The sequence below is a fragment of the Proteus appendicitidis genome, from assembly GCF_030271835.1.
Lineage (GTDB): Bacteria > Pseudomonadota > Gammaproteobacteria > Enterobacterales > Enterobacteriaceae > Proteus > Proteus appendicitidis.
On sequence record NZ_CP127389.1, the window covers coordinates 3,957,352 to 3,970,792 of the forward strand.

Sequence of the window (13,441 nt, forward strand, 5' to 3'; positions counted from 1 at the left end):
CATCATCCCCTGCTATTTTTATAGTGACCAATAAAATCTACCGCTCACCTTGAGTATCTATCAACAAACGCTGATTTATATATTCGATAGTCTCATCTATCGTCATAATATTATTAACAACATTAGTGATCCCTTGTCCGATAATAATTTCGGCTTGGCGTAAATTAAATAACTTACCATTAGGTACCGAAGATTCGCGTATTCCCTTATTAATTTCTTGATAAGCCAATGTCATCCATGGGTAACGATGGCTAATTTCTTGGTTATGGCTGAAATTTTGGTGATTACTGTTCCCACCTAATAAAATAAGGTGATCCATTACCATTGGGGAATAAAGCCAGCGATAAAATTGCTCTGCATATTGTGATTTTTGGCTATACCGCGAAACGCCTAATACACCACCGCCTAATTGTGGAATACTTCCGGGAACCGGTGCAAAACCCGTTTTAGGTAAAATATTGCTATGAGCGACATCATTAAATAAATTCATATAAGCGATCAGCATAGCAAGATGCCCTTGCTCAAATAGCCTAACCGACTCACTCCACCATTTATTATGAATATTCTCAGTGATCGACAACTGTTTTAAATATTCTTCTAATATTTCACCTGCTAAAGGCATTTCTAATCTAGGAATATTATGACTTCCGATTAAACACCCACCTTTGGCGTAATAACGTAATAGATACTCTGTTGCAATCAGCCCTGCACTGCCCAATGTTGTTGAAGCGCCCATTGGGCGGCTTAATTGCCCTTCTTCATATTGTTCAGTAAAGAACTGCGTTACATTATCGTATTCTTCAAATGTTGTCGGTACGGTTAATTCATTACCTGTTTTTTCGTAATACATTCTTTTTAAAATAGGATCTTCAAACAAGTCTTTTCGATAAAACAGAAGTTGCGCACTAGCATCAAAAGGCATGGCATAAGCAACATTATTCACTAAGCTAAATTTCTGCTGAGTAGGCAGTGAAAAATTATTTAATAAGTCCGTTAGCCCATGACCAATCTTATCTAATGGCTGTAATATTCTTTCCGCAAACCAAGGAAAACAGGCCATATCAATACGCAATAAATCATAATAGGGATGTAAATGTAACTGACTTAAAATTTGATAGACTTCATCGTAAGGATGTATCGCTAAATTAACTTTAATTCCTGTTTGACGATAAAAATGAGGCAGCAGTTTTTTTAATGCACTCGTTGAAGGGCTAGGTAAAATCAGTAAATTAAGACTGATATCTGCTTTATCCTCACTGATAACGGCTGGCGTTAAAGTATAAAGATGGTCACTTTGATTACGCACACAAGTCACATTAATTTCCGTTATTTCACTCTCATCCTCAGCTTGCATTAATGCATCCATCACTTCTAATCCAAGTTGAGCGTAATTCATTGGAAAGCAATACAACCCTTTTAATACAGGTGGAATATTGTCGCTCAATGCAAAAATAGGTGGACAATCATTATGACTACCGAAATAGCTCGCTTGCGTTAAATAACGTGCTTTTTCTATATCTTGAGCGATAAATATGTCTGGGATTTGCTCTAGAGAAAAGAAATCAAACGCAATTTTATAACTCTCTTCATCGGATGCACAAAGCACCACATGTTTTTTATTGGGCGCATTCTCTAAAAGTCGATTTTGTAATTCATTGGCAAAGTTTTGATTATTTAAATAATCGCGACTCCCCATAAAAATACCCACTAATTGACCTGTCGTTTTTGCAACCTGTTGGCAAATAGCTTCTGCTGCTTGAGCAAAGTCGAGTGTGAAGGAACGTTGAGCATTAAGAGGTTGGCGATAAACAAATGCAACTTGAGAAGGTGATAATTTTAACGTGTCAAAATAGATATTTGCATCTTTGAGGCAACTAACGGTGACCACTTGTTTATAGCCACCCGCAGCAATTTTCTGTAATACCTCTAATTCTGTGGTTTCAAGATCGTCTGTTAAAAACAGATCGTAAGTAATCTCAGGAAAGTGAGCAATAGACTGCCTTAACGAATTAAAGAAAACAGCATATTTTTCAGAAACTAATTGGGGTAAAAGTATCGCAATTTTATGGCTTTTATTAGCTCTTAACAGTTGGGCCTGCGTATTTAATTGATAGCCCATTTGTTTGGCGGCTTGATACACAGCTTCAATTTTCTCAACACTTACATTTCCACGTTTATTCAATACGTTAGAAACCGTTCCATGAGAGACACCTGCTAGTTTTGCAATATCTTTAATCGTTGCCATTGACCTTTTTCCATCTCAATTTCTGCTTTTACTAGCATACCTGAATTATTTATCCCGACTACCGCTAATTAATTTGAACGTTCCATTTCTAATTTGTTTATAAAATAAGCGTTTGTTTCTTGTCTCAAATAAATGATTATCAATATCAATTAAAATTTATTTCAATAATAATCAATAAGATAATAAATTTAATTTGAATAAGATCACTGATCTGATCTTCATTTATTGGCAAACAATTCTCATCACTTTATTATTGGAACGTTCAAATTTATCTATGTCTTATAGATAGCCAACACCAGATAATTAATAAAATCATAATAAAACAATAGGATAAGGGGATTTCTTATGAAACTTCATTTTTTAGGGACGGCTGCCTCAGAAGGCATACCCAATCCCTTCTGCCGTTGTGAACACTGCCTGAAAGCAAGAGAGCTTGGTGGGAAAGATATCAGAACCCACTCTTCTGCCATTGTTGATGACATTATGTTAATCGACGTATCACCTACATTTAGCTACCAACTAATGCGCGATGGGATGGATGCTACCCGTTTTGAAAGCCTTCTATTCACTCATACGCATCCTGATCATTTCAATGTTGGCGATCTGTTTAGCCGAATGGAAGGTTATGGTTTTGAAATTAACCATCCTCTTCATATTTTTGGTAATGATCGCGCAATTAATGGTTGTATCGAAGTTTTACCCGGTTACAGCAAAGCGCGTTTTGCTTTCCACTGCTTAATTCCTTTTGTTACGGTAGAAAGAAACGGTTATAAAATTACGCCATTACTCGCGAATCATGCGAAATGGGAACTTTGCTATGTTTATCATATTGAGAAAGATGGCAAGGTTATTTTCTATGGTCACGATTCTGGTTGGTTCCCTGAATTAACGTGGAAATGGTTAGAAAATAAACCACTTGATATCGTTGTGTTTGAATGTACTTATGGGCTAAATGGTAAAGATTGTACTGATAATCATATGAGCCTCGAAACCGTATTTGCAGCAAAAGAAAAACTGCAACAGCAAGGTTGTTTACATCAAGATACACAAATTGCCGTTTCGCATATTTCACATAGCGGTAAATTGCTTCACCATGAATTAGAAGCTGTTTGTGCTCCTCACAATATCCGCGTTGCCTACGACGGATTAACGTTAGAAACAAATTAAGAGGAGAACGATGATGGATATGAAAATAACCTCTCGCTTACTGATTATGATGTTTGTGCAATATTTCATGCAAGGCGCGTGGAATATGACCATGGGGCTGGTATTAAGTAGCTATGGTATGGCAAGCATTATTGGTAATGCCTACGCTTTATTAGGCGTCGCGACAATTATCTCCCCTTTATTTATTGGTATGGTCGCTGACCGTTTCTTTGCTTCGCAGAAAGTCATGGGCATCCTCCATTTAATTAATGCCGCAGTCATTATTTGTGTTCCTCAATTTATTGAAGCACAAAACAGTGGCATGACTTTATTCTTAATTTTCATTATTGGATTATTGTTTTATCCAACAACTGCGCTCTCAAATAGTATTAGTTTCTCCCATATTAATGGCGTGAAATATTTCCCTATTATTCGTGTATTCGGTACGTTTGGTTTTATGGCTATCGGATTTATATTAGGAGAAATGGGCTTCTCTGGTAGTACGATGACTTGGTATATCGCTTCTGCTGTGGGTGTTTTACTTGGTTTCTACTGCTTTACTTTACCGAATACACCACCTAAAGCGAAAGGTAAGCCATTCTCTGCCCGTGATATTTTATGTTTAGATGCACTTTCATTATTTAAAGATCGTTATTTCGCTATCTTAATGTTTAGTATCTTTATTTTAATGATCCCAAAAACAGCTTACTCCGCTTATATTCCCGTTTTTATTAAAGCATTAGGTTTTAATAACGCGGCATCTATTATGCAAATAGGTATAGCCTGTGAAGTTCTGTTTATGTTTGTATTGTCATTCTTCTTAATGAAGTTTGGCTTCAAGATCACCTTACTTTTAGGGGCTATTAGCTGGATCATTCGCTCAATATTCTTCTCTTATGCAGCGGTAAATACAGAGTTTTATTTTATCGTCATCGGATTAATGTTGCAGGGATTATGTTGGGACTTCTTCTTTACCGCTGGTGATATCTATGTTGACCGCAAAGCAAAACCTGAAATCCGCGCTCAAGCACAAGGTTTACGTTTTATTGTCTCTAATGGTTTCGGCTTATTATTTGCTTCCACTATTTGTGGTCAAATCTTTAATTCAACCGTAACAGAAACAGGCGATGCTGCATTACCGCAATGGTCAACATTCTGGATATACCCAGCAATCGTTGCCGCTGTTGTGACAATATTCTTTATCTTCTTCTTTAAAGATGATGTGAGTAAAAAGAAAAATAACGAAGATAAAAAAGCACAAGAAAGTATTGCAACACCCTAGTTTTAAAATAAAGGAATAAGCCAACGTTAGGAGCAAACCATGGACGCATTAATACAGTTTGTTGACAGCATTGGCCCTTTATCACTTTCAAGTATCGCTAAATTACTGGCCGCCTTTATTTTAGGCGGCCTTATTGGCTTAGAGCGTGAATCAAAGGGAAAACCTGTCGGTTTTAAAACCTGTGTCATTATTGCCGTTGCCAGTTGTTTATTAACTATTGTTTCTATTCAATCCGCAGAATATTACGCCAATATCTCCGACAATATTCGTAGCGATCCCATGAGATTAGCAGCACAAATTATCAGTGGTGTCGGCTTTCTTGGCGCAGGTGTTATATTGCATCGACGTGATGATGCTATTTCAGGTCTGACAACAGCAGCCATCGTATGGGCTTCAGCGGGTGTGGGGATTGCCTGTGGCTCTGGTTTTTACTGGCATGCCATGATTGTGACTTTTCTCTTTTTTATGGCTATTCAACTCAGCCCACAAGTGGTGCTATTCCAAATGAAAAACCAACGTTTAGGTAAGATAAAAGTACGTATGTTATTTACTCATGAAAGCGGTGTTCCTCTTTTAATTGAGTATTTAAAAAGTCATAAAGACGTAATTGAAAATCTGACTATTCGTGATATTAAAAAAGAGCGCGTTGAAGTAAATTTGAAACTGTTAGTTAGGCAAAAAATTACCTTACCTGAATTTTATTGCTCATTAAAACAGCTTGAACATGTTCATTCTGTTTCTTTAGATCATTAGTATATTCAAAAATAAAAAGGGCGGTTATCTAAGATAAAGCGCCCTTTTTATTATTTTGATGACCGATTGATAGTCATATTAAGGATTTTTGATGACTAGCGGATTACCAAAACGTTCTAGATACATCATGCCGAAGATTGTTGAAGCATAATCTGTAATATGCCCTACATCACGATAAACCGGCACACCTTCTATATCGGTTAAGCAGATATTTTTATCACACTGCACATCTTTAGGATCGATGATAATTAAAGTTGGATAATCCTGTTTTAATTTAACGAATAACTGATCCATCCATGTATTTCCCTCACCTTTATAGTTTTTGGGGTTACAGTTATTATCTGCAAAGTCTTTTCTTAATTTTGCATTTTCATAAAAACAGGTCATAAAACCACTTGGCATAAAATTGACTGTTTTAATAAAAACGGGTTTAGCGCCTGTGGCAATAATAATATCAAGCGCTTCACGCATCGCTTTTTCAACACGTTTACGAGACTCTTCGACGGTTCTAACATCACCTAGCTTATTAATGACATGATTTGATGCATAGTTATTCCAGACTTGCCCAAATATTACATAATCAAAGTGGCTATTCTTAATAAGTTGATAATATTTCGCCGTCTGATCATAGCAACGTTGATAAACGGTATTTTTATGATTAGACCAGTCATAAAGATAAATATTAGGGAGCGTAATGCACGATGACGTGGCTTGTGCATATACATCTATTTTGGCGTCTTTACCTAAAATATCCATAAAGCCCCAATAATGATTTGCATGAGAATCACCAAATAAAAACGCTTTTCTCTGGCTTCCCACTTCACCAATATGGCACATTTTATCTGGATCAGAGGCTTCAAAATTCATACATTTAGTTCGATTAGGATAATCAAACTGATTCAACTTAGCTTCTAAATTAACGTAGTTTTGCCCAAGCCTTGCTCCAATACCGTGATATTTTTCATTGAGTGCATTTAGCCCTAAAGTGCATAAGATAGGAATAATTAACAAAAGTGTGATGGAATATTTAAAGGCTAAACGCTTTCTTCTAAGCGGTTTTTCAATAAACAAATAAGAGGTTATTGAGAGCAATAAGGTTACTGCTAACAGTGATCCTTTTTGTAGTTCTGTATTGAACACACCAATATAACGTGCAACTGCAAATAATGGCCAATGCCATAAATAGAGAGAGTAAGATAATAATCCGACAATCACGATTGGTCTTAATGAAAGTATTTTTTTAATAATACTTTCATGCTGTCCAGTATAAATAATGAGTGCCGCACCAAGGCAAACATACAACGTATTAATATTCGGATAACCTGCAATAATATCGTTTTGAAATGCAACCCAAGCAATCAAACCTAGCGCAATTAAGCTAATAACATCATTTATTCTTCGGTGAGGTTTTATCTTTGTGGGGAAGTAAGCAACACATACACCCAACATAAATTCAAAGATCCGCGTACTAAAATAGTAATAATTTTTCGGTTGGTCTTTTTGGTAAAAAAACACCAAAAAAAATGAAATAACAGTGAATAACGCCACCCAATAAAAATGATTAATGCTGCCTTTTATATTGATTTTATGCAGAAAATAAAGTGCAAACGGTAAGAAAAGATACCATTGCCACTCTATTGCTAAAGACCACGTATGTAATAACGGCAAAAAGAGTGCATCTTGTGCCGCATAGCTGGTTGTCGCTCTCGCAAAATATTTATTAGAGAGAAAAGCCGAAGCGTATTTTTCGCTATTTGTAATATCTAAGAAATCGTTAGGGAGATAAAAAAGCCCTGAGATCACGAGTGTTGCAATTAATACAACAAGATAAAGTGGCTGTAATCGCCATAATCGACGATTATAAAAATCACGAAATGAAAAATTATCTTGTGACAATGAAGTTTTAATTATCAGCGAGATCAAAAAACCTGAGATCACAAAGAAGATATCAACACCAATAAATCCTGAAGGGATTAAGCGGTTATCCAAATGAAAAAGAATAACCAGAATGACAGCAATAGCCCTTAAACCATCAATATCAGCGCGATATTTTACATTCATAATTCAAGTACATTATCCAAATAAAAAGAATTGCCGGATTATATACCAATTAGCCATATCGCTTTAGTCACAAAAAGAAAAAGACTATTTAATATTTACTATTAATAACACCTAAATGGCCATAACTGATTAAACTGCATCGTTAAACCTAATTGCACTTCAGATGAAAGTGATCCTTTACTCACCACAAATTTTGGATGTCGAATAACGATAGAGGTATTAATATCATAAAACATTAATGATGATCGGCTCTGCTCTAACTCATTATAAAGCGACTTCATTTTTGCTGATGACGTATTTTCACATAATCGCCCAAGCGTGATATGAATAATATTTTTATGAAGAGTGCTATCGATGGGGATCTGCTGATAAACCTTTTGTCTAAATTGTTCTAATTCCTTTGAAACACCCGTTAATATCACACTGCCATTAGACGTTAACACAACGTTATTAAATGAAATTTCAATTCGTTTTGTTTGATTAAAGATTTGGGCAATCTCATGGCACCATGCCAATAATGTGGGTTGTTGCTGTTTAAACTGTTCATTTTGTTGATTAGAAATCGTTAATAACGTGGAATGAAATTCCTGTGACTGAGCAAATTCAATAAATGGAAACTTAAGTGCAAGCAGCTCACAATAAGCCATTAGCTTCTGGCTAAAGAGAATAAAGCTTTCCTCAATTTCAGGCTGACCAATCATTAATTGTCCCGCATTTAAGCTGACATCAAAAATGCTTTCATCATTGACTTGTCGTTGCCAAGTTTCACCTGTTGCTAATTTTTTGAGTGTTGCTTGTGTCAGGAATTCATATGCCATCCGCACACCTTAATTAAGAATAAAATAGTCACTCGTACTTTGGTTTGAGTGGCATTTAAAATCAAGTTTTACAGTAAAAAATCTTCATAAAAAAGGTAAAAATGGAGTTTTATTTCAAGCACCTGTTTAATCGATTTAAGACGCATTTTCATCTTGTGTGCTAATTGAAAAATTAGTTATTTAACATGACGGAAATCAAACTAAATTGTTATTTTTTAATATAATTTGTATCCGCATTGTTAGTATGGATTTATTTTTTTTCCTCGTTATAATCACCAACGTCATTTTAAGTAGTAGTTCATCACATTGAGTTCACAAAACGATACTCAGGTCTGTCTTGAATGATTGAAAAATGAAATCGTATCTTTACTGGACGTTTTTTAAACGCCCGGTACGGGTGTTATTTATCAATTAACAAGGAGACTCTGATGCAAATCAGTCGGAGATCGTTCTTTAAGATCTGTGCTGGCGGTATGGCTGGTACTTCTGCTGCATTACTTGGTTTTTCGCCAGAAGCTGCGGCAAGCTCTCGTCAATATAAACTGTTACGTTCGGTAGAAACCCGTAATAACTGTACTTATTGCTCTGTGGGTTGCGGTATTTTGATGTATAGCCTTGGGGATGGCGCAAAAAATGTCGATAAAAGTATTTATCACATTGAAGGTGACCCTGATCATCCTGTTAGCCGAGGCTCTTTATGTCCGAAAGGAGCAGGTCTTGTTGATTATATCCATAGTGAAAATCGCCTGAAATATCCTGAATATCGTAGACCTGGCTCTGATAAGTGGGAACGCATCTCATGGAATGAAGCGATTGATAAAATTGCCCGTTTAATGAAAAAAGACCGCGATGAAAACTTTGTCACCCATAATGAGAAAGGGCAAGAAGTTAACCGTTGGCTAACAACCGGTATGCTTTGTTCATCTGCCGCCAGCAATGAAACAGGTATTTTAGATAATAAATTTTCTCGCTCATTAGGCATGATTGCTATCGATTGTCAGGCGAGACTTTGCCATGCACCAACAGTTGCTGCATTAGCACCAACCTTTGGTCGTGGTGCAATGACCAATAACTGGGTTGATATTAAAAACGCTAACGTTGTGCTGATCATGGGTGGTAACCCTGCTGAAGCGCACCCCGTTGGTTTTAAATGGGTCATCGAAGCTAAAATTAAGAACAATGCGAAGGTTATCGTTGTCGATCCCCGTTTTAACCGTAGTGCTTCCGTTGCCGACCTCTATTCTCCTATTCGTGCTGGCTCTGATACCGCCTTTTTATTAGGTGTAATTAATTACCTAATTAAACACAATAAAATTCAGCATGAATATGTCAAAGCCTATACGAATGCACCTCTTATTGTGCGTGATGATTATAGCTTTGATGAAGGTCTTTTCAGTGGGTTTGATAAAGAAAACCAAAGCTATGATAAAACCTCATGGCATTATGAACTTGATGAAAATGGCTTGGCATTAAGAGATGATTCGCTGCAACATCCTCGTTGTGTGTGGAATCTTTTAAAACAGCACGTCTCACGTTATACCCCTGAAATTGTCACCACGCTTTGTGGTACGCCATTAGAAGACTTTGCTTATATCTGTGAAGCACTTGCGTCTACCAGCGTAAAAGACAGAACCTCTACCATTCTTTATGCCCTAGGTTGGACTCACCATACTGGTGGTGCGCAAACCATTCGTGCTGCGGGTATGATCCAGTTATTACTCGGTAACGTGGGTATGCCGGGTGGTGGCGTCAATGCGTTACGTGGGCACTCTAATATCCAAGGTTATAGTGATCTGGGTTTATTATCATTAAACCTACCGGGTTATATGCCTCTGCCTAATGAAAAGCAGACTTCATTAGAGACTTACTTATCCCAAGTAACACCAAAAACGGTTGTTGCAGACCAAGTTAACTACTGGAAAAGAACCCCTGATTTCTTTATTAGTTTACTAAAAAGCTTCTGGGGAGATAGCGCGACAGAAAGTAATGAGTGGGGTTATCACTGGTTACCAAAATGGGATAAAAGCTACGATATCATGGCGCAAACCCAGTTGATGATCGATGGCAAAATGAATGGTTATATCGTTCAAGGTTTTAACCCATTAGCTGCATTTGCGGATAAAAATAAATGCAGTGCCGCATTAGCTAAGCTGAAATATATGGTTGTCATTGATCCGTTAGTGACTGAATCCTCTAATTTTTGGCAAAACCACGGCGAGATGAATGAAGTCTCACCAAAAGATATTCAAACTGAAATTTTCCGTTTACCTTCATCGTGTTTTGCGGAAGAAAATGGCTCGATTGCAAACTCAGGCCGCTGGTTACAATGGCACTGGGCTGGCGCTAAACCACCAGCACAAGCATGGCATGATGGCAAAATTTTAGGGCATTTGTTAATGCGTCTGCGCGAGCTTTATCGTGAAGAAGGCGGTGTTTTCCCTGAGCCTGTAATGAATCTGTCTTGGAACTACGTTGACCCTTACGATCCACAGCCTGAAGAAGTGGCGAAAGAAGCGAATGGTCAAGCCATGCGTGATATTTACGATGATGCAGGCAAATTGTTGTTTAAAAAAGGACAACAACTTGACGGTTTCCACCAGCTTAAATCAGACGGTTCAACCGCCAGTTTCTGTTGGGTTTATTCCGGTTGTTGGACTGAAAAAGGCAACCAAATGGCGAACCGTGATAATGCAGATCCATCAGGCTTAGGTTGTACGCCAGGTTGGGCTTTTGCATGGCCGCAAAACCGTCGCGTGTTATATAACCGTGCATCTGTTGATCCACAAGGTCAACCATGGGATGAAAAACGCCAGCTTATCAAATGGAATGGTAATCAATGGGTTGGCCCTGATGTACCAGACTATAACAATGCAGCACCAAATAGCGGTGTAGGTCCATTCATTATGCAGCCCGAAGGTATGGGACGCTTATTTGCTGTTGATAAAATGGCTGATGGTCCATTCCCTGAATTCTACGAACCGTTTGAATCACCAACAGAAGAGAATATTTTGCACCCGAACGTCTCTCGTAACCCTGTCGCGCGTTTATACAGTTATGATGCAGAACATTTAGGTAAGGCTGATGAATTCCCTTATGTTGCTACAACCTATTCGATTACTGAATTATTCCGTCATTGGACAAAACATTCATTAATCAATGCTATTGCACAGCCTGATCAGTTTATCGAAATTGGCGAGCATCTTGCTTCTCGTAAAGGCATTGTGGCAGGCGATGAAGTTAAAGTCAGTGCTAAACGTGGCTATATCAAAGCCAAAGCCGTTGTTACTAAGCGTATTAGACCACTGACGATTAATGGCAAAGTTGTCGATACTATCGGTATTCCTTGTCACTGGGGCTTTGAGGGCGCAACTCGCAAAGGTTTCCTTGCCAATACATTAACGCCATCAGTGGGTGATGCAAACTCATTCACACCTGAATATAAAGCGTTTTTAGTTAATATCGAAAAGGCATAAGGGGAAACTGATGTCATTACAATCTCAAGATATTATTCGTCGTTCTGCAACCAATTCCCTGACGCCAGCACCTCAGGTACGTGACTTTAAGGAAGAGGTGGCAAAACTTATCGATGTGACAACGTGCATTGGCTGTAAAGCCTGTCAGGTTGCCTGTTCTGAATGGAACGACATTCGCGATAAAGTTGGTCTTAACGTTGGTGTTTACGATAACCCAATGGATTTAACGGCTAAGTCGTGGACAGTGATGCGTTTTTCTGAAGTAGAAGAAAATGGCAAGCTGGAATGGTTAATTCGTAAAGATGGCTGTATGCACTGTGCTGATCCGGGCTGTTTAAAAGCATGCCCATCAGAAGGCGCTATTGTGCAATACGCTAACGGTATTGTCGATTTCCAATCAGAGCACTGTATTGGTTGTGGCTACTGCATTGCGGGTTGTCCTTTCGATGTCCCTCGTATTAATGAAGAAGATAATCGCGCTTACAAATGCACACTTTGTGTTGATCGTGTTGAAGTAGGCCAAGAGCCTGCCTGTGTAAAAACCTGTCCTACTGGTGCCATTCATTTTGGCTCTAAAGAGGCAATGACGCATCTTGCAAATGAGCGTGTTGCTGAACTCAATACACGAGGTTATGACAAAGCCGGTTTATACGATCCACAAGGCGTTGGCGGAACTCATGTGATGTATGTTCTTCATCATGCGGATAGACCTAACTTGTATCATGGTTTACCAGAAAACCCAGAAATTAGCTCAACAGTGAAATTCTGGAAAGGCATTTGGAAACCATTAGCCGCTGTAGGTTTTGCAGCCACCTTTGCGGGGGCAATGTTCCATTATTTAGGTATTGGTCCTAACCATACCACCGAAGAAGATGAAGAAGAGGCGCAAAAAGAGATGGAAGCATCACAAAATTCAGTGAACAAAGAGGAGCAGAAATAATGAAGAAGAAGAGCGATAAAATCCTTCGTCATACGGCCTCAGAGCGAATCAATCACTGGGTTGTGGCGATTTTCTTTGTCTTTACCGCCTTTAGTGGGCTGGGCTTTTTCTTCCCATCTCTAAATTGGTTTATGAATATTTTAGGTACACCGCAACTTTCGCGTTTACTGCATCCATTTACGGGTGTTGCGATGGTGTTTTTCTTTATCTTTATGTTTTTTAGATACTTCAAGTATAACTCTGTTGATAAAGATGATTTAGTGTGGGCAAAAAATATCCATAAAGTGCTGCAAAATGAAGAAGCAGGCGATATTGGGCATTACAACTTAGGTCAAAAAGGAATTTATTGGACATTAAGTCTCAGCCTTATTGTTCTGACCGTTAGCGGGATAATTATTTGGCGACCTTATTTTGCCGATTATTTCTCTATTCCTGTTATTCGCATTGCTTTGCTGGCTCACTCACTGTCTGCCATTTTACTGATCATTACGGTGATTGTTCATGCTTACGCCGCGTTTTGGGTAAAAGGTTCAATTCGTAGCATGATTGAAGGCTGGGTAACGCGTGGTTGGGCGAAAAAACATCACCCGCGTTGGTATCGTGAGATTTTAGAAGAAGAAAAAAAAGAAGCTGAAAGCAAATTAAACCAAAAATAATAAACCGCTTTTGTTTCTATAACATAAATGTGAGAAAAAAATGGAGGCTTAATGGCCTCCATTTCTA

The 13,441-nt window shown here is 38.0% G+C and carries 9 protein-coding genes; 6 read left to right on the top strand and 3 right to left on the bottom strand.

What is annotated here, in order from left to right:
• Nucleotides 1–37: 37 nt before the first annotated feature.
• Complete coding sequence (locus QQS39_RS18050) at nt 38–2,245, bottom strand: extracellular solute-binding protein (RefSeq protein ID WP_285805104.1); 2,208 nt, start codon at nt 2,243–2,245, stop codon at nt 38–40.
• A 345-nt stretch (nt 2,246–2,590) separates the two neighbouring features.
• On the opposite strand from QQS39_RS18050, the gene QQS39_RS18055 reads away from it, so the two are divergent.
• Genes QQS39_RS18055 through QQS39_RS18065 form a run of 3 tightly spaced genes read left to right on the top strand, consistent with a single transcriptional unit; the run spans nt 2,591 to nt 5,426 of the window.
• A complete protein-coding gene (locus QQS39_RS18055) occupies nt 2,591–3,412 on the top strand; it encodes an MBL fold metallo-hydrolase (RefSeq protein WP_285805105.1) in 822 nt (273 codons plus the stop codon).
• A gap of 13 nt (nt 3,413–3,425) precedes the next feature.
• Nucleotides 3,426–4,673 (top strand): MFS transporter, encoded by a 1,248-nt coding sequence (locus tag QQS39_RS18060; RefSeq protein WP_196569809.1) that lies wholly within the window; start codon nt 3,426–3,428, stop codon nt 4,671–4,673.
• A gap of 39 nt (nt 4,674–4,712) precedes the next feature.
• Nucleotides 4,713–5,426, top strand: coding sequence for an MgtC/SapB family protein (locus tag QQS39_RS18065; protein WP_151436438.1), 714 nt, complete (start codon nt 4,713–4,715; stop codon nt 5,424–5,426).
• Between the two features lie 78 nt (nt 5,427–5,504).
• Here QQS39_RS18065 and QQS39_RS18070 read toward each other — a convergent pair whose 3' ends face one another.
• Together QQS39_RS18070 and QQS39_RS18075 are read right to left on the bottom strand one after the other, a co-directional pair.
• The gene (locus QQS39_RS18070; RefSeq protein ID WP_285805106.1) at nt 5,505–7,487 is read right to left on the bottom strand and encodes an acyltransferase family protein; all 1,983 of its coding nucleotides are present in this window, start codon (nt 7,485–7,487) and stop codon (nt 5,505–5,507) included.
• A gap of 101 nt (nt 7,488–7,588) precedes the next feature.
• A complete protein-coding gene (locus QQS39_RS18075; protein WP_151436440.1) occupies nt 7,589–8,305 on the bottom strand; it encodes a hypothetical protein in 717 nt (238 codons plus the stop codon).
• Between the two features lie 428 nt (nt 8,306–8,733).
• On the opposite strand from QQS39_RS18075, the gene fdnG reads away from it, so the two are divergent.
• From fdnG to fdoI, 3 genes are read left to right on the top strand one after another with little or no spacing between them, the layout of a single operon-like run.
• The gene (gene fdnG / locus QQS39_RS18080; RefSeq protein ID WP_151436441.1) at nt 8,734–11,778 is read left to right on the top strand and encodes a formate dehydrogenase-N subunit alpha; all 3,045 of its coding nucleotides are present in this window, start codon (nt 8,734–8,736) and stop codon (nt 11,776–11,778) included.
• Between the two features lie 10 nt (nt 11,779–11,788).
• Nucleotides 11,789–12,718 carry a formate dehydrogenase subunit beta gene (gene fdxH / locus QQS39_RS18085; RefSeq protein ID WP_099076097.1) on the top strand — a complete coding sequence of 310 codons (930 nt, stop codon included), beginning with the start codon at nt 11,789–11,791 and terminating at the stop codon, nt 12,716–12,718.
• Nucleotides 12,715–13,374, top strand: coding sequence for a formate dehydrogenase cytochrome b556 subunit (gene fdoI, locus QQS39_RS18090; protein ID WP_151436442.1), 660 nt, complete (start codon nt 12,715–12,717; stop codon nt 13,372–13,374). The genes fdxH and fdoI overlap by 4 nt, the downstream gene beginning before the upstream one ends.
• Nucleotides 13,375–13,441 lie beyond the last annotated feature (67 nt).

What these genes read in the sequence shown, in the direction of transcription:
- QQS39_RS18050 (WP_285805104.1), bottom strand. Translation starts at nt 2,245, where the DNA reads ATGGCAACGATTAAAGATATTGCAAAACTAGCAGGTGTCTCTCATGGA.
- QQS39_RS18055 (WP_285805105.1), top strand. Translation starts at nt 2,591, where the DNA reads ATGAAACTTCATTTTTTAGGGACGGCTGCCTCAGAAGGCATACCCAAT.
- QQS39_RS18060 (WP_196569809.1), top strand. Translation starts at nt 3,426, where the DNA reads ATGGATATGAAAATAACCTCTCGCTTACTGATTATGATGTTTGTGCAA.
- QQS39_RS18065 (WP_151436438.1), top strand. Translation starts at nt 4,713, where the DNA reads ATGGACGCATTAATACAGTTTGTTGACAGCATTGGCCCTTTATCACTT.
- QQS39_RS18070 (WP_285805106.1), bottom strand. Translation starts at nt 7,487, where the DNA reads ATGAATGTAAAATATCGCGCTGATATTGATGGTTTAAGGGCTATTGCT.
- QQS39_RS18075 (WP_151436440.1), bottom strand. Translation starts at nt 8,305, where the DNA reads ATGGCATATGAATTCCTGACACAAGCAACACTCAAAAAATTAGCAACA.
- fdnG (WP_151436441.1), top strand. Translation starts at nt 8,734, where the DNA reads ATGCAAATCAGTCGGAGATCGTTCTTTAAGATCTGTGCTGGCGGTATG.
- fdxH (WP_099076097.1), top strand. Translation starts at nt 11,789, where the DNA reads ATGTCATTACAATCTCAAGATATTATTCGTCGTTCTGCAACCAATTCC.